Origin of the sequence: Lysinibacillus mangiferihumi (assembly GCF_003049665.1) — a bacterium.
GTDB classification, from domain to species: Bacteria; Bacillota; Bacilli; order Bacillales_A; family Planococcaceae; genus Lysinibacillus; species Lysinibacillus mangiferihumi.
Window position 1 is genome coordinate 32125 of the sequence record NZ_PYWM01000029.1, and the last position, 22186, is coordinate 54310.

Consider the following 22186-nt stretch of genomic DNA (forward strand, 5'->3'; position numbering starts at 1 on the left):
AAATTGGTGCCAGTCACCCAAACAATTCTTACACAATTTTAATTAGGATTTTTCCTTGATGTTGACGGCTCTCCATAAAGGCATGTGCCTTTTCCATATCCTCTAAAGCAAACTCTGCTGCTATGGGCACTTGGAAACTTTCATTCTGTAATAATAAAAATATTTCTGGAGCTACTTGTTGCAATAATTCCGGCTTTAAAGCACGCGTCGTTCCTAAGCTAAAGCCTTTTACATTGCGGCAACTACTATGTAAGTCAGATGTTTTTATTTGACCCGCCTGACCGCTACTGTTACCAAATTGCACAAGAGTACCATATGGAGCTAAGCAACGGAAACTTTCTTCGGTAATGGCTCCTGCAATCGAATCAAAGACAACATTGACACCAAGACCATCCGTATAGTCATTCACTTTGGCACTAAAGTTTTCATATGTCAGAACATGATGTGCACCTAGCTCATAGGCAATGGCAGCTTTTTCTTTAGTGCTAACAGTACCTATTATTTTCTTCACTCCACACCTTTTTGCCATTTGAATAAGCATCGTTCCGACTCCACCTGATGCAGCATGAATTAAAATACTATCGTCTGTACCTAGTTGTGTAATTTGATGTGTTAACATATAAGATAAAAATAAAACAGTCGGTATAGCAGCTATCTTTTTAAGAGGTACGTCATTTGGAATGCGGAACACTAGCTGTTCATTTGCGACGACATATTGTGCATATGTACCATTTTTAGGGAAAGCAATCACTTGGTCTCCCTTTTGAAAACCACTGCTATCATCAAAAACCTCTTCTATAACACCCGCAACATCTAATCCAAGGATCATTGGAAAATTCGCTTTCGCTTTATTGCCAGTTCTATTTTTGATATCCGCAAAATTAACACTTGTATAGGACGCCCGTATTAACACTTCCCCTTTAGAAATCGCTGGTTTTGGACAATCCACAAGAGTTAATACTGAGGGTGGTCCAAAAGCATTTATTGTAACAGCCTTCATCATTATCCCCCTTCCTGTTATAGTAAAATTATAACTTACTTTACATAAAAGAGTTACCATTTTTCAAACCAATAGGAGGAATGATGATGAAGGCTAGAAAAGATATTTATAACGGCTCTGCTTACAATTTTTTTAATATGAATAGTGACAAAATTTGTTTTATGTTCTCTGGACAGGCTACAACTATGACAAACCCCTACTACATTACGCTACTTCTTTGATGCTTGACTTCGGTTATGATATTGTCCAAGTATGTTATACATTTGAGCAACAGTTGTTCAACAAGCCGCCAAACGTTATTTCTGAAAAAGTTTTTAACACTGTGGATTCTATTGTGACCTATTATTTACAAACAAAAGCTTACAAAGAAGTTGTTTACATTGGAAAATCGCTAGGAACCATGCCAATTATTGATTTTTATATGCAACAGGAGACCGTTTTACCTTCTCGTTATATACTATTTACACCACTGCTAGCCTTGGAACATACTATGCAAAACTTAATCAATCGACATTCCTTTTTAGCTATAGGAACAGCTGACCCTCACTTCACAGCGGAAAGACTTAACCAACTAACTTCTCATCAGCTTACTATTGTAGAAGATGCAAACCATTCACTTGAAATAGCAAACAATACATTAGAGTCGATTAATACCTGTCACACTATACTAAACGAGCTCAACATTTTTCTTCAAAACGGTAGTTCTTTCTAAAGAACACCAGATGCGTAAAAAGCCTAAGAGGTCGTGAATAAATGCTGTTAAAGCATATTAAGACTGCAGTGTTAAAACACCGTCTTCCATGCGGTACACTCGGTCACAGTAAGTTAACATACGCTCATCATGCGTTACCATGATAGCCGCCTTTTTACGCTTTTTAACCTCATTAGAAATTAGCTGCACGACTTCGAAAGCACGCTTAGAATCTAAACTAGCTGTTGGTTCATCTGCTAAAATCACACTTGAATCATTCATAAAAGCTCGGGCTATTGCGACACGCTGACGCTCTCCCCCAGATAGCTCATTTGGGAATTTTTTAAGCTTTTTTTCTAGTCCTAAATCTGCCAACAATTGCTTTGCAAACTGCTGATCAGCACTTGATACTTTACCTGCCATTTTTTTTACTAGCAGTAGTTGATCTAGTACATTTAAATAAGGAATTAAGTTAGATGTTTGTAAAATAAACCCTATTTCATTTAGACGGAATTTAGCAAGTTCTTTCTCCTTTAGCGTCTCAATTTTTTTACCATTGACGATGACACTGCCTGAAGAGGGCTGTAACAAGGCTCCAACTGCCGATAATAATGTACTTTTGCCTGAACCCGATGGACCAATAATGGCTACTATTTCACCTGCATCTACTTCCATTGACACATTGTTAAGAGCTGTAATTGTTGAACTGCCTTCGTCATAGGTTTTTGTCATATTTCTCACTTCTAAACGTTTCATCTACTCCACTCTCCCTAATGCTGTTAATGGATCTACTTTAGATACTTGGCGAACACATACAAACGAACTTAACACACTGATTAATAAAAGTGCGAAACCGTAAAGTACAACAAGGGTAGGGTCTAAATTAAAAGGCATGTCTTCCGGGAAAACTAGTGCTGTTAAATATGTAAGCACTACACCTACTAAAATACCTACTAAAGAAATGACAAACACTTGGGAAACAATTGCCTTTGTGATAAAACTATTTTTTGCACCAATGGCTTTCATTACACCAAATTGTTGTGTCTTTTGAATCGTTAAAACATAAAAGAAGACCGCGATGACAAACGCAGAAATAGCAACGAGAAACACTAACATCATGACAATCGTCCCGTTTTCTTCCATATATCCTGGCATTCCATTAATTGCCTGACTTTTCGTTGCGGTTTCGATGCCCCCGATTTTTTCACTAAAATTCTCTGCATCTAAGTTAGGTGCCTGTATCGCTATCGCATTTACTACATCTTCAATGCCGTTATTGGCACCTGGTGCAGCAAATTGATAGGCCCTCCATTGTTCTACTGTGCTAAATAATACTGGTAAATGGTTATATGTTTCGTTTTCAACAAAGCCGACAATTTTTAATACAATTGTGGAACTGTCCACTTTGATTTCGTCACCAATTGCATAGCCTTTGTCTTGTAACGTTTTATTGGCTAAAACACCATTTTGAATGTTTTTATCTAACTTCTTACCTTCTATTACTTTGGGTTCGATAAACGACCCAGGTTCAATCCCTAGAAGTGCAATATCTGTTTTTTCATCGATACCCTTCTTAGAAACAGCCGCCATTGCAGAGCCAAATAGTGCACTATCTTCTACTTCACTTTGTGCATCAATCTTTTCTTTTAAAGATGCGGAAATTAAAGATTTACTAAATTTTGAACCTGAACCCTCCTCGTATACTAAATAATGCGCATCTAGATTTTTGATAGAAGCTGCACTTAATGTCGAAAGTCCATTTCCAAGCCCTGACAAAATAAACGTTAACCATGCTATTAATACAATAATCATTGTAATCATTGAGTAGCGTAACTTTGCATGTTTAATTTCTTTTAAAGCTAAAAACATCGATCGTTTCCTCCTATTATTTTTATAAGTTACATATGTGTCACTTTTAAATAAAAAAGTACACATACGCAACTAGTATTATACTCATTAGTTACACATGTGTCACTTATTTTTACCTCTCACACCGTTTAAAATTAATAGTTTCGTAAAGTTAAAAAACTGTACTTCATCCATTTGACTATGATTTGGAATATTAATACTCTGAAAAATAAATCCAAGGACAAGATCATTAGGAATATCAGCATCCACAAACCCTTCTTTTTTTCCTTGTTGGACGATACGCATTAAAGGTCCATACATATTAAAATGCATCGCTGACAGCTTTTCTTTTTTTTCTTGCATGTGAGGTTTATTGGTTGTTGGGATAATTTCAGCAATACCTAATAGTAAATGTAAATCCTTTGAACGAAAAATACTATGCAATAACTCGTCTAATTGGTCAAGATAAGATAACTCCGCAGGAATTGATAATAAATCTTTTACACTTTTATCCATCTCATGTAACATAAAATCCATCAGTAGTTCATCTTTATTTGTATAGTATTTATAAATGGCAGCTCTTGAAACTTCTAATGATTCAGCTAGTCGAGCAATCGTAAATCCTTCATAGCCAACAGCTAATACCAATTTTTTCGATTCCAAGAATAAATCGAGCGTACTAAACTTACGATCGCGGCCCATATATTCCTCACTCCCTACACGCATTGTTGGATACTTTTAGCATACGCTACAATTAAATAGTTCACAATAATTACGGTACTTTCTATTAGTGATACCAAACTTATATTTACACAAGACCCCTAAAATTTTATCTTCTAAACTTAAGCTTAGATTTTAAACATTTCGAGAACAAAATAAGTTAGACACTTTAATTTTACACAAAACTTTTTTACATATCAAAAGCTAATTGAAATCTATTGGAGCTAAGTTTGGAAACTATATGGCATCTACCAGTTAAATCCATATCAACAAATGACAACTTATTCCAACATAACATTTTCTAAAAATTTTAAACATTCTTCTAATAATTGCTATAAAGGCAGTAATAACAAGGATCAAAAAACCTGTTATTACTGCCTAATTCATTGTTATGCTATGTTATCTTATTGATGTGATGGCTATTACTTACGTTAACACAAGATGAATCATCTATATTTGAATATAAGTATGCATACCAATGTATATACTATTTTATTTATGTGTTAAATTTGCCTTATAATTTAAATAAAAAAAGGGAGTGACAAGATGAGCAAATTTGTAAAAATATTTGTTGTGGTATTTTTATATTTCTATATGGTGTTTTATTTAGGATATTATGAATTACAACCTATCTTCTTTCTTGCTAGTATTTTATTTTTTCTAGTTATCATTCTTAGTTTTCGATTTAAAGAACACTATATCGTTAATATTCTGTTAATCCTTGCCCTTATTAGTCTTGCCATGATATTTATGGTATCTCACTATTTCGAAAGAGGTATCTTCCTATTTTTTTCTTTAATTATATTATTGTATGTTTATTGTCATATTCTTCTTGTTAAACAAAAAAATTAAAATAGTTAATGCTTATAGCGTTGGGAGTGACAAGATGAGCAAATTTGTAAAAATATTTGTTGTGATATTTTTATATTTCTATATGGTGTTCTATTTAGGATATTATGAATTACAGCCTATCTTCTTCCTTGCTAGTATTTTATTTTTTCTAGTTATCATTCTTAGTTTTCGATTTAAACAACACTATATCGTTAATATTCTGTTAATCCTTGCCCTTATTAGTCTTGCCATGATATTTGCAATATCCTATCATTTTGAAATAGGTATTTTCTTATTTTTTTCATTAGTCATACTATTATATATTTATTGTCTTGTACTTATTTCAAATCAGAAAAATCAAAATAATCAATGAATAGAGGAGCATTTAAAAAAGAGTCTCATAGAGACTCTTTTTTATCTAGGAATATTATAGAAACCATTAACACAGTTATTGTAATAATAGTACCATTGACCAATAGCCCAAGCATTAGCTGCAAGTGCTACAGGTCCTGCAATATTCTTTAAGACAATTTGTACTGTTTTCCAAGAAAGTAATGTACCAATTGCTAAACCACCTCCACTGAAGGCACTTATTATCCATCCAACAAGAGTTCCACTTTCCGTAGATCTTAAACTGTCAACATTTCGCGTATAGTAATTATATGCATTTCGATCTTTTGGAGAGCCAGTTGTAAGATTAACTGTACGTGTTTTTAAATTAGCATAGTCCGCATAACCTATATTCCTTATATAATTAGTTGTATAACTAATACCTAAAACGGATACCAACGATCTATTAGAAGTTATATAAGCGCTAGAAGCAAATCGGGAATTCGTGAAATTCGTTGCTGCGAAGTTAGTCTGGCTGAACATTATTGAATCTTCTTGTTGTGATAAGTCTTTGAAATCAATTACATCTTGTTCAATTATTTTATCATCCTCTACTACAGTGACGAAATGTTGCAAAAGCTCATTTGTTTCCTTATTAAATACTTTGGTGTCAATTTCTTGGGTATCTTCATCAACTATTTTTACTGTCTCAATGTAATGGATTTCTTGACCATCTACTTTTAAAATATATTCAGATCGTTCTTCTGTATCAGTAATAATTCTAAAATTATCAGAATTATAAGTTAATTCCGAAGCTAAAGCTTTTTTACTTGGTTTCGCAAATGCTAAAGTACTTATTACTAGAGTAAAGCTTAATAAAGTAGAAACAATTTTTCCATCTTATGTAAACCTCCTGCTAAAATACTTTAATGAGTATATTTTAATGTAAATAATATAGATAAGTAAAGAAATATGATAGAAAAGAACTACAAAAACAGAATCCCAAAAAGTTTTAATTTTGGTAAAAAATACGAAATATTGTGCTAGCATAAGTGGAGGCAGGAAGTGTAAGAGGGTTTTAGCACTCTTACCGAACATATCAATAGTATCTATTCATAGCAAATAAATATTGTAAGAAAAAAACCCTTACAACTGTAAATAGTTGTAAGGGAAACGCTATGCTTAATATGCTAAGCCGAATAATGCTTTAATGTGTGTCAGATAGCGAATGTTAGACGCTTCTTTCATAAGTGTTGCAGGTAGACCTTTAAGTTGTGTGTTGCTAGCTCCAATTGTTGCAACTGCATCTTTACGTCCTAAGCTTGCAAGTGTACCAGAGTTAACTGCAGAGAATGTTTTCATCTCTTGGTTTTTGTATTGTGCAAATAAATTGTATCCTGCACATTCACCCATTTGCCAAGCAACTTGTGCAGTTGGCGCATAAAGTGGACGTCCGCCGTCAGCTGGTAATGCCACAGAAGCATCTCCGATTACAAATACATCTTCGTGTGATGTAGATTGTAGGAATTCGTTGATTGTTGCTTTGCCACGGTCAGCAGCAAGGCCTGATTCAGCAACGATTGGAAGTGCAGCTACACCACCAGTCCAGATGAATGTATTGGCAACGATTGGCTCACGGTCTTTAAGTGAAATAACGTTACCATCAACGCCTGTTACTGGCGTACCTGTGATAAATTCTACACCGCGTTTTGTTAAGCTTTCAGTTGCACGTTCAATTAGTACATCTGGAAGTACTGGTAAGATTTTAGGACCAGCTTCAACTAGCTTAATTTTAAGATCTGCAAAGTTTACACCGTGTTGTGCTGCGATTTTTGGGAAGTTGTCCACGATTTCACCAACAAGCTCAACACCTGTTAAACCGCCACCGCCGATAACGATTGTTGCATCTGCTTCGTCTTTCGATTGTGCATATGCTTTAATACGATCTTCAATGTGCCGGTTAATTTTGTTTGCATCGTTAACAGATTTAAGTACCATTGAATTTTCTTCTAATCCTGGGATACCGAAGAAACCAGTTTGGCTACCTAAAGAAACAACTAATGTGTCGTACGATAAAGTGTAACCAGTATCTAGGTCAACCTTTTTAGTATCTACATTAAATTTCGTTACTTTAGCGATTTGTAAATCAATATCTAAACCTTTAAAGATTTTTTTAAGCGGTAGCGCTACTGCACCTTCTGCAATAGTACCACCAGCTAAACGGTGAAGTTCAGTGATGATTTGGTGCGTTGGGAATTGGTTTACTACTGTAATTTTAGCTTCATCAGCTGATAAATACTTACGCGCTGTTAATGCAGTTAATACACCTGCGTAACCAGCACCTAAGATGACGATTTCTTTTGACATGATTAATTAATCCTCCGTCCTTACGAATTGAATATATCTCGAACTTTATTTTGATTTACGTTCAGCGTTAACTTGTAAAAATGCATTAACAAAACGGAAAACATTTTGAACTTGTGGGTCTTTTAACATTTTCACAAGACCAAATAAACCGATGACTTCTTGGCTTTCAGAAGCGCGATCTTTTGCTTCAATAGCTGTAGCTGCAAGTTGTTTAGCCGATCCTACTACTGGTCCAGCCATTTCTGTTACAGCACCAACAGTATCACTTTTTAACACTTCGTCGGTTGCAACTGCTTGCGCAAACTCATATGATTTAGTTAATAACGTCATCATTTCAGTTAGCTTTGGTAATTGTTCAACTAAAGTTGTTAGAGATTCTTGCACCTCAGGCTTTAATAGTTGGTCTAGTACATCTAATTGTTCTTGACTCACAGTTAATTGTTCAGACTGTGCTTGGTTATTCGTTTCTGACATTTTGAACTCTCCTTTGCCGTCACTAATACTATTTTTTATATTGCCTCCATGTAAAAAAGACCATTAAGCGATCTTCTTAACAGTCGTTACAGCGGATATCTTACATTCACCAGTCACAAGGGCTGGAAAGCGAATTTCATGATTTGTTACATATTTTCCATTTTGCACAAAGCGCATCACAATTCCATCCTTATCTTATCTTGGTGACATTACATCATCCATTATAAGACTGTTTGCGCATTATTTCAATCAACTATGGCACAATCTTTGAAAAATAGTTTAATATTAAACTATTTTTAGCAGTCTGTACTCTTTTTCTGTTCTTTTTGGAAGAAAAATCAATTTTAACAATGCGATAAAACAACTCAAACGCCATAAATTATGTTATTAGCTACAATTTTCCTCACTTTTCGATGGATAACCAAAAGAAAGCAATAATTTCTTTTGACGCCAAAGATACTGTGTCAAAAAGCCTTTTTCCTTCACCATCTTTAAAGTAACCCACTGACATTAGCGCCATAAACGTATGGGCAAAAAATTCTGCATTCCCTTTGCGAATTGTCCCTTTTTCCATTTCACTTTGCATCGCTCGCTCAATCGTTTTATACATCTCATTTTCAGAAGCATGTACTTCTTTCAATTGCGTTTGTGATAAATTGATGGTCGCCTCTCGCATAAAGTTCTTCATATCAATATCAACAGTTGCTGATAAATGGACTTCAATCAGTTGCTCTAATCGATCTTTAAAAGGAATCGGTTGCTCTAAAATTCGTTCAATATGATGTCTAATTCTATGCATCATTTCAACTAAGGCCGATGTATATAAATCCCCTTTAGTTGGGTAGTAGTAATAGATAGTGGCTTTTGTAACATTACAGGCTTTGGCAACATCATCCATGGACACGTTTTTGTAGCCATCCTTAATAAACAGCATTGTCGCTGTTTCTAAGACAATATCTTTTGTAGGTTTAGCCTTGTCATCATGGCGAGGTCTTCCTAGAACACGCGGTGATTGTTTCAACAAGATCGCCTCCTTATAATGTGTAGTACTAAACATATTATAACATATCAATACTTCTGTATTGATTAATTAACCTTCTAGTATATATAATTAGTGTACATTACATGAAACGGAGGTTTTCCAATGAAAAAACATCCACTTGAGCAATGGGGCTCAATGGTAGCCAGTAAAAAAGGGCGTTTTCTTGCACTTGGATGCTGGGTATTACTTGTTCTCGTCCTTTCGTTTGCTTGGCCGCAAATTAATAGCATCGAAAGTGAAACGGGTAAAAACTTGCCTGACACCGAGATGTCCGAGCAAGCAGCAGCCATTATTGCTGAAGAATTCCCAAATGATGCAGGTACACCTTTATTACTCGTTTGGCATAGAGAAAGCGGTCTAACACCAGCTGATTTTGGAGCTATCCAAAAGGTTTATGCAGAGCTAAATAGCAACCCTTTAGAGCATCAAACATTAGTTCCACCATACGATAAAATGCCACCACAGGCTTTATCAGCATCTGCATCTGACAACGGTTCTACAATTGTCACACCTGTTTTCTTTGAAAAAGATGTTGCCACTGATGTTTTACAAGAAAGTCTAGATACATTATCAAAAACAATGGATTCAAACAATGTTCAACTGGATCAAGATTTATCAAGCGACGCACTACATGTTCGCTATTCTGGACCAGTCGGTATTGCAACGGATGCTGTTAGCTTATTTTCACAAGCTGATGTAAAACTAATGATTGCAACCGTACTGCTTGTATTAGTGTTATTAATTTTAATTTATCGTTCGCCATTACTTGCCATTATTCCTTTAATTGTTGTAGGGCTTGCCTATGGTGTTATTAGTCCAACACTCGGTTTCTTTGCAGAGCAAGGATGGATTGACAAAGATTCACAAGCTGTATCCATCATGACGGTTTTATTATTTGGTGCTGGTACGGACTATTGCTTATTTTTAATTTCAAAATACCGTGAAATTTTACTTGATGTTGAAGATAAAGCGACAGCGATGAAGCTCGCTGTAAAAGAGTCGGGTGGCGCTATTATGATGAGTGCGCTTACCGTTGTTATTGGTTTAGCTACACTTAGTCTTGCCCATTATGGCTCATTCCAACGCTTCGCAGTGCCATTTAGCTTTGGCGTATTGATAATGGGCATTGCTGCGCTAGTTGTATTGCCAGCAATTCTTGTGATTGTAGGGCGAGTAGCCTTTTTCCCATTCACGCCACGTACAGAAGAAATGGCAAAAGCAAAGGGCAAAAAACAGCACAAACCTTCCCATAAAGTGAGTCATAAAATTGGACATTTTGTAACGCATAAGCCATGGATCGTTATTGCAGTCACTGTCTTGCTCCTTGGTGGCTTAGCGGCCTTTGTACCACGCATTCAATATACTTTCGACTTATTATCTTCTTTCCCAGAAGATATGCCATCACGTGAAGGCTTTACTTTAATAGAAGAGAATTTTTCACCTGGCGAGCTGGCACCTGTTCAGCTAGTAATTGATACACAAGGCTCGGATGTTAATTTACAACAACAGCTTACAAAAATTCCATATATCGATAACGTGTCTGATATACAAATTGGTACGAAAAATAATTCGATACAATTGTATGAATTATCATTGAATGCCAATCCATATGCACAAGAGTCTTTAGAGCATATTCCGGAATTGAAAGCTGAAGTTGTTAAACTTCTTAAAGATTCTGGTATAAAAGATGCTGACTCACACGTATGGCTTGGCGGGGAAACAGCAAGCCAATATGATACAAAGCAAATTACCGAGCGCGATGAATCTGTTATCATGCCGACAATGATTGCTTTAATCGCATTATTATTATTTGTTTATTTACGTTCAGTAACAGCAACTGTTTATCTGCTTGCTACAGTTATTATTTCTTACTTTGGTGCGCTTGGTGCGGGCTGGCTTATTTTGCACCACGTCATGGGTGCAGAGGCAATTTCAGGCTCTATTCCGCTATATGCCTTTGTATTTTTAGTTGCACTTGGTGAGGATTATAATATTTTCATGATTTCTGAGATTTGGAAGAAACGAAAAACGAAGGACCATTTAACAGCGGTAGAAGAAGGCGTTGTGCATACAGGTAGTGTTATAACATCCGCAGGACTCATTTTAGCAGGTACGTTCGCGGTGCTTGCTACATTACCAATTCAAGTCCTTGTACAGTTCGGTGTTGTAACGGCAATCGGTATATTACTGGATACGTTTATCGTACGACCTTTACTTGTACCTGCCATTACAACGGTGCTCGGCAAATATGCATTCTGGCCAGGAGCGCTCTTTAAAAAAGGTCATTAAATGGTGACAGGCACTCAAACAATTTAGCATTTAACAACAATAAAAATCCCACCGACAGTTTAGTTTGAGTCGGTGGGATTTCTTTGTCTATCTTAATTTGTTGGTTTTTTTAAATCCATTGTAGCTGCTGCACTTTCAACTTTTACACGTTTTAAGAAGAACGCTAGTATTAGTGCTAGAACCGTCACAAAAGCAGCGATTAAGAAAGAATGTGTAATGCCGTCTAGTAAAGCTGTTTGCATAATTTGCTCTTGCATTTGTTGCATTTGCTCCGCTGTTGGTGCAGCACCAGATTGAGCTGCATGTGCTTTAGCCTCTGCAATTAAATCTTCTGCTGTTGATTTTGTACGGTTATTCATAAATGTAACTAATACCGCACTACCAATAGCTCCAGCTACTTGTTGCAAAGTATTATTAATTGCTGTACCATGTGGATTCATCATCTGTGGTAATTGGTTTAAACCATTTGTCATAATTGGCATCATAACCATCGACATACCAAACATCCGAATTGTATACATCGATACGATAAATGTATAGCTAGAATCCATCGCTAATTTCGTTAAGCCAAAAGTAGCCATTGTTGTTATTGTTAGACCGATTATTGCTAATATACGTGGTCCAAATTTATCGAAAAGTTTACCAGTAATCGGAGACATAATCCCCATTGCAAGGGCACCAGGAAGCATCATTAAACCTGCTTCGAATGGTTCAATTCCACGAATTGATTGCACATACGCAGGTGTTAAAATCATCCCCGAGAACATGGCCATTGAAACGATTACGGAAATCGCAGAGCTTAATGCAAACATAGGATATTTGTAAATACGTAATTCTAATAAAGGCTGATCCATACGTAGTTGTTTAAAGATGAAGATAATTAAAGCAGCAAACCCCACTATAATCGTACCGTATACCCAAGGACTCGACCATCCTTTGTCACCTGCCGTACTGAAACCGTATAAAATTCCACCAAACGCTACTGTTGATAATAATACAGAAGGAACATCTAAGTGTACTTCACGTGTTTCCATTACATTGTCTAATTTCCAAATACCAAATAGTAGACTAATAATGGCAAATGGTATAATCATTTGGAACAACATTCGCCAATCATGATGTTCAACGATATAACCAGATAATGTCGGACCTATTGCTGGTGCAGCGATCATAACTAAACCGAAAATACCCATTGCCGCTCCTCGTTTTTCTTTTGGGAAGCTAGTTAGCATAACGTTCATTAATAATGGTGACATACTAGCAGCCCCTGCCGCTTGCACCATACGCCCTGCAAGTAACATGCCAAAGTTTGGAGCAAAGCCAGCCATAATTGTACCTATCGTAAAGATAGACATCGCCGTAATAAATAAATGTCTATTTTTAAAGCGCGTCACAAAGAATGCTGATGCAGGTACTAAAATACCGCTAACCAGCATATAGCCAGTTGCAAGCCATTGTACCTTTGCATACGTAATACCAAAATCTTTCATGATTGTTGGCAACGCAACATTTAACAATGTGTTGTTAAGAAAAGCAACAAAAGCACCCACGAACAAAATAGCAATCATGCCATAAGGGGGCTTTTTCATTGTTAAGTCATTATTCATTTATATCCCTCTATTCTCTCTTGTTGTTTACGATAAAACTTATTTTATACTCGCAGTCTACTTTTTTCAAGAATTAAGATTAATAAATTTCAAAACGTTGATATAACAGCGTTTACATTGTAGAATACTAGTATAATAAATTTAAAAAGGTGAGGTCATGAATAAAAGAAAAAGACAAATAATTACTGCAGCTCGGGAACTTTTTATAGAAAAAGGATTTTTAGATACGTCCATTAACGATATTATTAGTGCAGCCAAAGTTTCAAAGGGCACTTTTTATAATCATTTTGTTTCTAAAAATGAATGTTTAATTGCCATTTTAGATGAGGGGCGTGAGGAGGCTAGTAATCGTCGACACGAGCTTCTTTATGGAAAGGATCCCACTGATTTAGAAATATTAACACAGCAAGTGGCTGTGTTGATGCATGTCAATCGCGAGCATAACCTCGTACAAATTTTCGAATCGATTTTCCATTCACGGGATAGTGAACTAAAAAAAATCCTTTTGAATTATCACTTACAAGAATTAGAATGGCTTGCCAATCGACTTGTCCAGGTTTTTGGTGAAGAAATTAGACCGATGAGCTATGAATGTGCCGTACAAACATTGGGGATGGTGAACCTTTCCTTACGTGCAGTCCTAATAGCGGACTACAAATATATAAATCGCGAAGCCATTGTACGAGTAGCATTGCGCAATATAAGTGTCATTATACCTACTATGCTTGAATCCAACGAAGTCCTTATAAGTGCTGAAATGTTTAACGCAATACAAAACGTAATTAATTATCAACAAGTAAGTAAAGATGTCGTCATTGACCAATTAGCAGGCTTTACTAAGGGGCTGTCAGAGGATGACACGCTTGAAGGTTTTGAATATGCAACATTTCTTTTAGAGGAATTGCAGCAACAAAAACCAAAACTCTTTATTATTGAATCCTTGCTCACTCCTTTCAGAAAAGCATTCGTTGGCACGGAACATGCTGCTGAAGCACGTGATATTGCCAATAGTCTATGGCGCTATGTAAAAATGCAACAACCATCAGAGCAATGTAAAAGATAATCAAAACCCCCGATTAGCATGCTAATCGGGGGTTTTAGTGGTGCCAGTCACCCAAACAATTTTAACGATTTACTTTACGGTCTTTCGGGCCTACCCAGAAGCCAATTATAATACTTAAAGCAACCACTAGAAACGGTGCATAAAAAATAATAAATTGATTCACTGTAAAACCTCCTATACGTGGTGATTGCGTTTACCACAAGCATAATCACGATCAAATACAAACCATTTCATCACTAAATAAAGTGAAGGTATGAGTAAAACAAGACCACCAATAAAGGCAATGACCAATGCTATCGCCATCGATTCATTTGTAAAACTATCATGAACCGATAAATAAGGGTACAACAAGTAAGGATAATGAGAAATACCATAGCCGAAAAAGGCGAAGCCAAACTGCACGACCAATAATATAACGGCTAGCCCATATTTTTTCTTTACGCCTAAAAGGATTAGAGTCATGATAAAAAGAACACCTGACATGGCGAATAGCCACCATAAATTCAGCATATTTTCATAATGCGCAGGATTGTGCCCCTTTAATTCCACCATAATCCCGATAACACTTGCAACAAGTGGTATTGACCAGCCAAGTGCATATTTTCTCATTAAATCGGAAGCGTGTTCATCGTTCGCTCTTTTACCGTACCAAGTTAAAAATACTGCGGAAATATACAGAACCGCTACAACACTTAACAACACGATTGACCAAGTTAATGGACTAGTAAAAAGTTTCGCAATTTCCAAATGAGGCTGATCCTTTACTATTGTTACGAATCCACCCTCGGAAATCGTCAATACAATGGAAAGGGATGCTGGGATAAATAAACCAGTGACACCGTACATTAGCTTATAGCCAATGTGTCCACTTTTTGCACTATAAGATTCAAATGCATAATAACTGCCCCGAATTGCAATTAAAATTAGAGAAATACTTACGGGTACTAGCAAAATTGTGCCATAATAGTAAGCTGATTGCGGAAAGAAACCAACAATACCTACAAAGAAAAAAACTAAGAAAACATTCGTAATTTCCCACACTGGTGATAAATAGCGTTTTATCACTTGTGATAAAATATGATCTTTCCCAATCATTACACTATAGGCATTAAAAAAGCCTGCCCCAAAGTCAATAGATGCAACGATGACATAACCAAAGAGAAATAACCATAGTACAGAAATGCCCAAAACTTCTAAGCTCATGGTTCTTCACAACCTTCGACTAATTTATGTTCTGCAAGTTCACGTTCAATTGGATTGTCACGGAACATCCGAATAAGCGCTATAATACTACCAATTGCTAATACGATATATAAACCCGCAAATAGAATTAACATCGTATCTACTTGCCCACTCGTAGTCGCACCTTCCGATGTTTTCATGTACCCTCTTAAAATCCATGGTTGTCGCCCTACTTCTGCTAACCACCAACCCGCTTCTATTGCAATAAGTGCAAGTGGACCACCTGCAACAATTACCCTTTTAAATAGTTTAGACGAAACAAATTGCCAATTTCGCCATTTACCCAGAACATAAACAGCTGCCACTACAATTAATAACGTGCCGATCATCACCATTACGTCGAATAAATAGTGAATATAGAGTGGTGGTTGTTCATCTTTCGGAAATTGATCAAGCCCTGTCACTTCTGCAAACGGATTATTATGCGCTAATACACTTAAAGCATAAGGTATTTTAATAGCGTATTTTATGTCTTCTCCATCCAATACACCAAATAAAACAAGGGAAGCATCTTCTTCCGTTTCAAAATGCCATTCTGCTGCTGCTAATTTTTCAGGTTGATATTCCGCTAAATATTTGCCTGAAAAGTCTCCTACTACAAGTGCTGCCAGTGAAAAGACTAACCCTAATTTCATTAGTAAATACAGCGCTTTTTTATGATATACGTGCGCAGACCCTCGTAGCATGCGATAGGCAGCAATGGAAGCTAATAAAAAAGCTGCAGTCATATAAGATGTTACTAAAACGTGCGCTACCTTTGTCGGCATTGCCGGATTAAACATGGCTAGTACGGGCTGAATATTGATCAGCTCCCCATCCACAATATCAAATCCTTGTGGTGCATTCATAAAGGCATTCACGATTGTAATAAATACTGCTGACATAGAAGCACCAATGGCTACTGGTACTAATAATAGTAAATGTCTCTTCGGATTTTTGAAGCGATCCCATGTATACAAATACAACCCTAAAAAAATGGCTTCAACGAAAAACGCGAACGTTTCCATAAATAGTGGTAGAGCAATAATTTGACCAGCTAATTCCATAAAGTTTGGCCATAATAAAGAAAGTTGCAAGCCAATTGCAGTTCCTGTCACAACGCCAATTGCTACTGTAATAACAAATCCACGTGCCCAACGTCGAGCGAGTAATAAATAATGCTCATCATTATTTTTAATCCCAACCCATTGAGCGATCATAATCATCAGCGGTATACCAACACCAATTGTTGCATAAATAATATGGAAAGATAATGTTAATTCTGTTAAGGCACGGCTCCAAAATACAGCTGAATCATTCATATTTATACATCTCCTAGCTACTAAATATTCTCCCGACAAATGACATCAACATTATCCCAGCTATTACAAAACTAATAATGATTAACTTTTTTTCTTGGGATTTATATGCAATACGATTTTGTTGTTTATTTACCACACGAATCAACCCATTGATTCCTCATAAAATTGCATCTCCTTTTTCTTCTATGCCACCAGTATAAGCAACCCAACTTTTTAGAAATATAGGGGTTTTCCACTATAAAAAAACGACATTGACAACTTTGTGAATAGCATGACACTTTCTATTTACATTAAAAAAGATCACTCCAAAAACGAGTAATCTTCTTCATTCATATTTTCTTTGTGTCATCAATTAATGAACGGTCCCACCCCAAATAATAAAAAAACCGCTAAGAAGCATGAGCCTCTAGCGGTTTTTTAATGGTTAACTTGTATGATTAAACATTGTTAGCATAAGGGCAATTTTTCAAGAAATTTTAATTCAAAGATAGTACCATTATTATCTGAATGAACGCATATTGTTCCATTATGCAAATCAATCAGTTGTTTCGTAATGGCTAAGCCAAGACCTGTGCCCGTTGCATCATCTGTTGTATTTGTACCACGATAATAGCGTTCAAAAAGATTGTCTAATTCATCTTGTGGAATACCTGGACCTTGGTCTGTAATCGTTAGCTTAATGCCTTTGTCTATATTTTGAGCCTCTACAAGAACCTTCGTACCTTCTGGTGTGTATTTTTTAGCATTGGTAATTAAATTATCTAAGATGCGCTTTAATAAAAGCTCATCTGCTTCAAGCATTACGTCCCCATATACTTTGATTGATACTTGCTCATCTGCAAATTGGGGTAACCATGTGGCAAGTGCTAATGATACTTTCTCGAGCTGGATTGCTTTATTCTTTAATTGATAAGAATACGTTAAATCTTGTATAAGTAAATCCATATAGTTGGCTTTTTCACGCATTGTATTCGCAAATATTCGCATCTCTTCTTTTGTCCATTCATACTCTTCGGAAGCAAGCATTGTGGAATACCCATAAATCGAGCTCAATGGTGTCTTTAAATCATGTGATAAACCCGTTATCCATTCCTCACGTAGTTGCTCCGATTGCTGGATTTGTCTTTCGTTGGAAGCAAGACGTTCAGATAAATGATTAAGCGATTCATCAACAGGTTGGAATAACTTAAATTTCCTTTTCAATTTACCTGTCTTTTGATGATGGATTTTATTATCACTTACTTCCCTATAATCGAACTGCGTTAATCGTTCAATACGAGAGATTACATATACAAGGGGCCGTACAAATTGACGTGAAATGCTCATGGATAATAAAATAATTCCTAGCAACAAAATACTATGCCCGCCAAAAAATATGGACACAAATAAAATCATCGCTTTATTAAAAGGCTCTTCAAATGGCTTATAGGAGGGGTTTGGCATACGTACTATTAGCGTTGAACCATCTTCTAATGACGTACTTTGCCTAAGCTCGGCTTGCTCAAAAATATCATATTTTTCATCTAGCAACTGCGGCTTATGCAATTTCTTATAATGCTCCCCGATTACCTTTACACGATTCCAACGCTCATTATAAATTTCAATCGCAATCTGATTAGCTTGTAAGCGTTCGAGTAGCTCCGAAGGGAATTCTTTCTTTTCACGAATCACCTGCAAGACCTCATTGAACATAGGCTGCAAAGGCGATGTAGGTAAAAACAACAAATAGTATTTGGGTATTTCCCACGTATGCATGCCTGGACGTTTAAGCGCCATCATTTCACGGTCCGTCATGCTACACAGCTCACAACTATCCCCTGTATAATCGACAATTTCCATGGCATTGTTCAATAAATATAACTGCCCTACATTTTCCTCTGCGCGTTTTTCTAAGAAATCGGCTATTTTTACGGATTTACCATTTTTCACAATTGCATTATCTTCGATTTCAAAAGAACTCATCGTATGGATGTTATCACCGACTCGTTCATTTATAAAAAGTCCAAAAACCACTAAACTAATAATGAAGCCCAAAATGATAAGTAAATAAAATATGATAAAGTAGGATACAAAACGCAGTGATAATTTCCCTGCCGGCTTCATACTTGATCATCTCCAACTAATTTATAGCCAATCCCTCTGACCGTAATAATGCAAGTTGGTTTACCAGGATTCCTTTCTATTTTTTCACGTAACTTGCGAATATGAACCATTACCGTATTATCGTCAAATAAAAAATCGCCCCACACGCGTTCATAAATTTGTTCTTTCGATAATACTTGCCCCTCGTTTTCACATAAATACTTCAATAAGTAAAATAAACGACCGCTAATCAATTCCTTTTTTCTGTCTACAGTTATTTCTGCTGCATCTATATCAAAAGTAAAACGGCTACATGTGTAAACGTGACTTCCAGATACATTCTTTTGCTTCATATATCGAGTAAATTGGACTTTTACCCTTGCTACTAGCTCAAGCGGATTAAACGGTTTCGTAATATAATCGTCTGCGCCATTCATAAACCCTCGAAGTTTATCTGCATCACTGCTCTTGGCTGTTAAAAAAAATAGCGGTGCATCACTTTGCTTTCGAATGACTTCTGCCAAATCAAGCCCACTACCGTCTGGTAGCATAATATCTAATAAGTAAAAATCAAAAACATTATGCTCAATCGCTTTTTTCCCATCTTCTATCGTCGTGCATAACGTAATGTTTACAAAACCTTCTTTTCTTAAAATAATTTCAATCATTTCCGCAATCGCACGTTCATCCTCTAACACAAATATCGCCGCTTCTTGCACCTTGTCACCTACTTTTAAGATTACTTTAAGGTAGTCGTTAATTCACGATAAGCTTTCCCAACTACACTATATATAAGTTAACCAATAAAGGAGTTAAAAGGCAATGACAGCAAATCGTGTACGCTTCATCGATGCAATGCGTGGATTTAGTTTATTTGGTATTTTAATGGCCAACTTGCTCATTTTTCAGTATGGAATGTATGGTAAAGAAAAGTTAGATGATCTTTCCTTTCTTGATACAGGAGCTTTATATTTTGTAAAAATATTTATCGAAGGCTCATTTATGCCGATTTTCACATTATTGTTCGGCTATTCCCTTATTAAAATGATACAGTCCATTCGCAATAAAAAAGGAAAAAGTCGCTGGTCCATTTTACGTAGAGCAATAGGATTAATCGTTTTAGGCGGACTTCATGCAACATTTTTATGGGAAGGTGACATTTTACTGTTTTATGGATTTATTACATTATTTTTAATTCCATTTATAAATCGCAAACCAAAAACATTAGTTATTTGGGCTAGCGTATTATTTGTATTAACAACCGCTTTAACTTATGGTTCAGATGAAATATCAGCAAAAGATGACAAAGAAATGGCAGTATATATTGATAAAGCAAATTCTACCTATGCAAATGGCAGCTATCAAGAAATATATGACTTTCGGTCAAACGTCATGCCTCCTGACATAGATGACCCAGTTATGATTTATATAATGATTTTATTTGCACCACTATTTTTTGCACCCTTATTTCTTTTAGGTATGGGGCTTGCCAAAAATCATGCATTTGAAAATATGCAAGATGAAAAGAAATGGTACATCCTTGGCTCATTATTTGTTCCAATAGGCATCACTTGTAAAAGTATTAGTTTTATCGATAGCCCATTTTCTTCTATGTTGCTCTTAGGTGGCTCAATGGTGTTAGCAGTTGGTTATATTTGTTTGGCCGCTCTACTATTTCATTTCAGACCTATTCAACGTCTGTCTATCGCTTTTGAAAGTGTGGGGAAATTATCGCTTACCAATTATTTATTACAAACGGTGATTTGTACGACCGTGTTTTACGGTTATGGACTAGGTTTATTTGGTAAATTAGGCGTGTTTGGCGGCGTTATTTTGGGAATTGCAGTATATAGCTTGCAATGTATTTTAAGCATTGTTTATTTAAAGAAATTTAAACGAGGTCCATTTGAAGCGTTGCTACGTATATGGACAAATTGGTCTTGGACTGGACGCATTAAACAGAAAGGAAGTATGTCCAATGAATAGTGAAACTAAAGAGGATTTCTCAGACACTTGGTGGTTTCTTGGCATTTGTGCAACAGCAACTGTAGTCTTAACAATTTTTGCATTTTAAGTGTCATTATTTTCTTGGGAACTACCGTAAAATAAATAAATACATGGCATCACACCTACTAGATTTGTCATTCGTGTTCATACGTCCCCTGCTGTATACTTGATACATACAAACAGCTTAGGGGGCGTTTTAGTGCTTCAGCGAATGATTATAACAGGCTATAAACCACATGAACTTGGCATTTTCAATGATAAACATCCTGGTATCTCCATTATCAAAAAAGCTTTAGAAAATCGCTTGAGAAATCTTTTAGATGAAGGTTTAGAATGGGTCATTATCAGCGGACAACAAGGTGTTGAAACATGGAGTGTAGAGGTTGTCTTAACATTAAAAGAGGAATTTCCTGACTTAAAATATGCAGTTATCACACCATTTTTAGAGCAAGAAAAAAATTGGCAAGAAATGAAACAAGAAAAATATTTGTCACTAGTAGCACAGGCAGACTTTGTAACGAGTGTCACGAAAAAGCCGTATGAGGCTCCTTGGCAGTTTACAGAGAAGGACAAGTTTATTATTCAAAATTCGGACGGTTTGTTACTTGTTTATGATGAAGAAAACGAGGGCTCTCCGAAGTATATCAAGCACTTGGCAGAAAAATATATGGAAACCCACGACTATACGCTTCTAACCATTAATTCCTATGATCTTCAAGTAATCGCAGAGGAAATGCAACAGCAAGATTGGTAGATTACCCTATCCCTCCCCTACAAGTTACATTTCTTCATTCTTCACTATAGATAAATATTGATATAATTTTCTGACAATTTTATAATAGAGAGAATAGTTAGGAATCTTGAAAGGAGCTGTTGACATTTGAATAGAAAAATCGAAATGACCCTTGAGTCTTCACCAGTGAATGTCTCACACGATACGTATCGCCGAGAGTGCCAGTATACGCGAGGAATTCATATTGAGGAACAGGAGTTTAAAGCCATTTTAAACTCGATGTGCCACGATTCGCGCCTATATTTTGATTTTCACAATCCACGTAAAGAGGTGAAAAAGGGAACTTATTTAAATGGACACTCCGGTTTAGCACGAAATATTTATGATTACTATAAAACTCATTACAACATTGAAGTAACTGACATTATAAACGGCAAAGACTTTTATGTAAAAATTATTTAACTGGGTGCCAGTCACTCAAACAATTCTCAAACAATTATCCTGAAAAACAAAAACTACACCATTACTTGTCTAGCAAGTTAGGTGTAGTTTTTAGTTT

The 22186-nt window shown here is 36.0% G+C and carries 21 protein-coding genes; 7 read left to right on the plus strand and 14 right to left on the minus strand.

Features of this window, described 5'->3' with window-relative positions; all coding sequences use genetic code 11:
* Nucleotides 1-28 precede the first annotated feature (28 nt).
* A complete protein-coding gene (locus C9J37_RS21575) occupies nt 29-1000 on the minus strand; it encodes a quinone oxidoreductase family protein (RefSeq protein ID WP_107897015.1) in 972 nt (323 codons plus the stop codon).
* A gap of 154 nt (nt 1001-1154) precedes the next feature.
* On the opposite strand from C9J37_RS21575, the gene C9J37_RS21580 reads away from it, so the two are divergent.
* Nucleotides 1155-1712, plus strand: a complete 558-nt coding sequence (locus C9J37_RS21580) for a hypothetical protein (RefSeq protein ID WP_235617200.1) — start codon at nt 1155-1157, stop codon at nt 1710-1712.
* A gap of 57 nt (nt 1713-1769) precedes the next feature.
* Here the strand turns inward: C9J37_RS21580 and C9J37_RS21585 are convergent, their stop codons facing one another.
* The 3 genes from C9J37_RS21585 to C9J37_RS21595 form a co-directional block, all read right to left on the minus strand.
* The gene (locus tag C9J37_RS21585; RefSeq protein ID WP_069513007.1) at nt 1770-2447 is read right to left on the minus strand and encodes an ABC transporter ATP-binding protein; all 678 of its coding nucleotides are present in this window, start codon (nt 2445-2447) and stop codon (nt 1770-1772) included.
* Entirely contained in the window at nt 2448-3560 is a 1113-nt protein-coding gene (locus C9J37_RS21590; protein WP_107897016.1) for an ABC transporter permease, read from the minus strand.
* A gap of 102 nt (nt 3561-3662) precedes the next feature.
* Entirely contained in the window at nt 3663-4241 is a 579-nt protein-coding gene (locus tag C9J37_RS21595) for a TetR/AcrR family transcriptional regulator (protein ID WP_025218406.1), read from the minus strand.
* Nucleotides 4242-5145: 904 nt separating this feature from the next.
* Between C9J37_RS21595 and C9J37_RS21605 the strand changes: the two genes are divergently transcribed.
* Entirely contained in the window at nt 5146-5463 is a 318-nt protein-coding gene (locus C9J37_RS21605) for a hypothetical protein (protein ID WP_107897019.1), read from the plus strand.
* Between the two features lie 41 nt (nt 5464-5504).
* Here C9J37_RS21605 and C9J37_RS21610 read toward each other — a convergent pair whose 3' ends face one another.
* The 4 genes from C9J37_RS21610 to C9J37_RS21625 form a co-directional block, all read right to left on the minus strand.
* Nucleotides 5505-6056 carry a hypothetical protein gene (locus tag C9J37_RS21610; RefSeq protein ID WP_107897020.1) on the minus strand — a complete coding sequence of 184 codons (552 nt, stop codon included), beginning with the start codon at nt 6054-6056 and terminating at the stop codon, nt 5505-5507.
* A gap of 546 nt (nt 6057-6602) precedes the next feature.
* Nucleotides 6603-7787: an NAD(P)/FAD-dependent oxidoreductase gene (locus tag C9J37_RS21615; protein WP_107897021.1), complete on the minus strand. Its 1185-nt coding sequence runs from the start codon at nt 7785-7787 to the stop codon at nt 6603-6605.
* 45 nt (nt 7788-7832) lie between these two features.
* Nucleotides 7833-8261: a helical membrane plugin domain-containing protein gene (locus C9J37_RS21620; protein WP_024360861.1), complete on the minus strand. Its 429-nt coding sequence runs from the start codon at nt 8259-8261 to the stop codon at nt 7833-7835.
* Nucleotides 8262-8664: 403 nt separating this feature from the next.
* Entirely contained in the window at nt 8665-9282 is a 618-nt protein-coding gene (locus C9J37_RS21625; protein WP_107897022.1) for a TetR/AcrR family transcriptional regulator, read from the minus strand.
* Between the two features lie 123 nt (nt 9283-9405).
* Between C9J37_RS21625 and C9J37_RS21630 the strand changes: the two genes are divergently transcribed.
* Nucleotides 9406-11592, plus strand: coding sequence for an MMPL family transporter (locus tag C9J37_RS21630; RefSeq protein ID WP_107897023.1), 2187 nt, complete (start codon nt 9406-9408; stop codon nt 11590-11592).
* Nucleotides 11593-11684: 92 nt separating this feature from the next.
* On the opposite strand, the gene C9J37_RS21635 is transcribed toward C9J37_RS21630, so the two are convergent.
* The gene (locus C9J37_RS21635) at nt 11685-13199 is read right to left on the minus strand and encodes a DHA2 family efflux MFS transporter permease subunit (protein WP_107897024.1); all 1515 of its coding nucleotides are present in this window, start codon (nt 13197-13199) and stop codon (nt 11685-11687) included.
* A 157-nt stretch (nt 13200-13356) separates the two neighbouring features.
* On the opposite strand from C9J37_RS21635, the gene C9J37_RS21640 reads away from it, so the two are divergent.
* Entirely contained in the window at nt 13357-14262 is a 906-nt protein-coding gene (locus C9J37_RS21640; protein ID WP_107897025.1) for a TetR/AcrR family transcriptional regulator, read from the plus strand.
* A 61-nt stretch (nt 14263-14323) separates the two neighbouring features.
* On the opposite strand, the gene cydS is transcribed toward C9J37_RS21640, so the two are convergent.
* From cydS to C9J37_RS21660, 5 genes are all read right to left on the minus strand, one after another.
* A complete protein-coding gene (gene cydS, locus C9J37_RS29745) occupies nt 14324-14425 on the minus strand; it encodes a cytochrome bd oxidase small subunit CydS family protein (protein WP_371830855.1) in 102 nt (33 codons plus the stop codon).
* 11 nt (nt 14426-14436) lie between these two features.
* Nucleotides 14437-15465 (minus strand): cytochrome d ubiquinol oxidase subunit II, encoded by a 1029-nt coding sequence (locus tag C9J37_RS21645; protein WP_107897026.1) that lies wholly within the window; start codon nt 15463-15465, stop codon nt 14437-14439.
* Complete coding sequence (locus tag C9J37_RS21650; RefSeq protein WP_024360855.1) at nt 15462-16805, minus strand: cytochrome ubiquinol oxidase subunit I; 1344 nt, start codon at nt 16803-16805, stop codon at nt 15462-15464. The genes C9J37_RS21645 and C9J37_RS21650 overlap by 4 nt, the downstream gene beginning before the upstream one ends.
* A gap of 447 nt (nt 16806-17252) precedes the next feature.
* On the minus strand, nt 17253-18908 hold the full coding sequence (locus tag C9J37_RS21655; RefSeq protein WP_107897027.1) for a sensor histidine kinase: 1656 nt from the start codon (nt 18906-18908) through the stop codon (nt 17253-17255).
* Nucleotides 18905-19606: a response regulator transcription factor gene (locus C9J37_RS21660; RefSeq protein ID WP_107897028.1), complete on the minus strand. Its 702-nt coding sequence runs from the start codon at nt 19604-19606 to the stop codon at nt 18905-18907. Before C9J37_RS21660 ends, C9J37_RS21655 begins: the two co-directional genes overlap by 4 nt.
* A 103-nt stretch (nt 19607-19709) precedes the next feature.
* On the opposite strand from C9J37_RS21660, the gene C9J37_RS21665 reads away from it, so the two are divergent.
* From C9J37_RS21665 to C9J37_RS21675, 3 genes are all read left to right on the plus strand, one after another.
* The gene (locus C9J37_RS21665) at nt 19710-20873 is read left to right on the plus strand and encodes a DUF418 domain-containing protein (RefSeq protein ID WP_107897029.1); all 1164 of its coding nucleotides are present in this window, start codon (nt 19710-19712) and stop codon (nt 20871-20873) included.
* A gap of 220 nt (nt 20874-21093) precedes the next feature.
* Nucleotides 21094-21648, plus strand: coding sequence for an SLOG family protein (locus tag C9J37_RS21670; protein WP_107897030.1), 555 nt, complete (start codon nt 21094-21096; stop codon nt 21646-21648).
* Nucleotides 21649-21774: 126 nt separating this feature from the next.
* Nucleotides 21775-22089 (plus strand): hypothetical protein, encoded by a 315-nt coding sequence (locus C9J37_RS21675; RefSeq protein ID WP_107897031.1) that lies wholly within the window; start codon nt 21775-21777, stop codon nt 22087-22089.
* The last annotated feature ends 97 nt before the right edge of the window (nt 22090-22186 follow it).

What these genes read in the sequence shown, in the direction of transcription:
- C9J37_RS21575 (WP_107897015.1), bottom strand. Translation starts at nt 1,000, where the DNA reads ATGAAGGCTGTTACAATAAATGCTTTTGGACCACCCTCAGTATTAACT.
- C9J37_RS21585 (WP_069513007.1), bottom strand. Translation starts at nt 2,447, where the DNA reads ATGAAACGTTTAGAAGTGAGAAATATGACAAAAACCTATGACGAAGGC.
- C9J37_RS21590 (WP_107897016.1), bottom strand. Translation starts at nt 3,560, where the DNA reads ATGTTTTTAGCTTTAAAAGAAATTAAACATGCAAAGTTACGCTACTCA.
- C9J37_RS21595 (WP_025218406.1), bottom strand. Translation starts at nt 4,241, where the DNA reads ATGGGCCGCGATCGTAAGTTTAGTACGCTCGATTTATTCTTGGAATCG.
- C9J37_RS21605 (WP_107897019.1), top strand. Translation starts at nt 5,146, where the DNA reads ATGAGCAAATTTGTAAAAATATTTGTTGTGATATTTTTATATTTCTAT.
- C9J37_RS21615 (WP_107897021.1), bottom strand. Translation starts at nt 7,787, where the DNA reads ATGTCAAAAGAAATCGTCATCTTAGGTGCTGGTTACGCAGGTGTATTA.
- C9J37_RS21620 (WP_024360861.1), bottom strand. Translation starts at nt 8,261, where the DNA reads ATGTCAGAAACGAATAACCAAGCACAGTCTGAACAATTAACTGTGAGT.
- C9J37_RS21630 (WP_107897023.1), top strand. Translation starts at nt 9,406, where the DNA reads ATGAAAAAACATCCACTTGAGCAATGGGGCTCAATGGTAGCCAGTAAA.
- C9J37_RS21635 (WP_107897024.1), bottom strand. Translation starts at nt 13,199, where the DNA reads ATGAATAATGACTTAACAATGAAAAAGCCCCCTTATGGCATGATTGCT.
- C9J37_RS21640 (WP_107897025.1), top strand. Translation starts at nt 13,357, where the DNA reads ATGAATAAAAGAAAAAGACAAATAATTACTGCAGCTCGGGAACTTTTT.
- C9J37_RS21645 (WP_107897026.1), bottom strand. Translation starts at nt 15,465, where the DNA reads ATGAGCTTAGAAGTTTTGGGCATTTCTGTACTATGGTTATTTCTCTTT.
- C9J37_RS21650 (WP_024360855.1), bottom strand. Translation starts at nt 16,805, where the DNA reads ATGAATGATTCAGCTGTATTTTGGAGCCGTGCCTTAACAGAATTAACA.
- C9J37_RS21655 (WP_107897027.1), bottom strand. Translation starts at nt 18,908, where the DNA reads ATGAAGCCGGCAGGGAAATTATCACTGCGTTTTGTATCCTACTTTATC.
- C9J37_RS21665 (WP_107897029.1), top strand. Translation starts at nt 19,710, where the DNA reads ATGACAGCAAATCGTGTACGCTTCATCGATGCAATGCGTGGATTTAGT.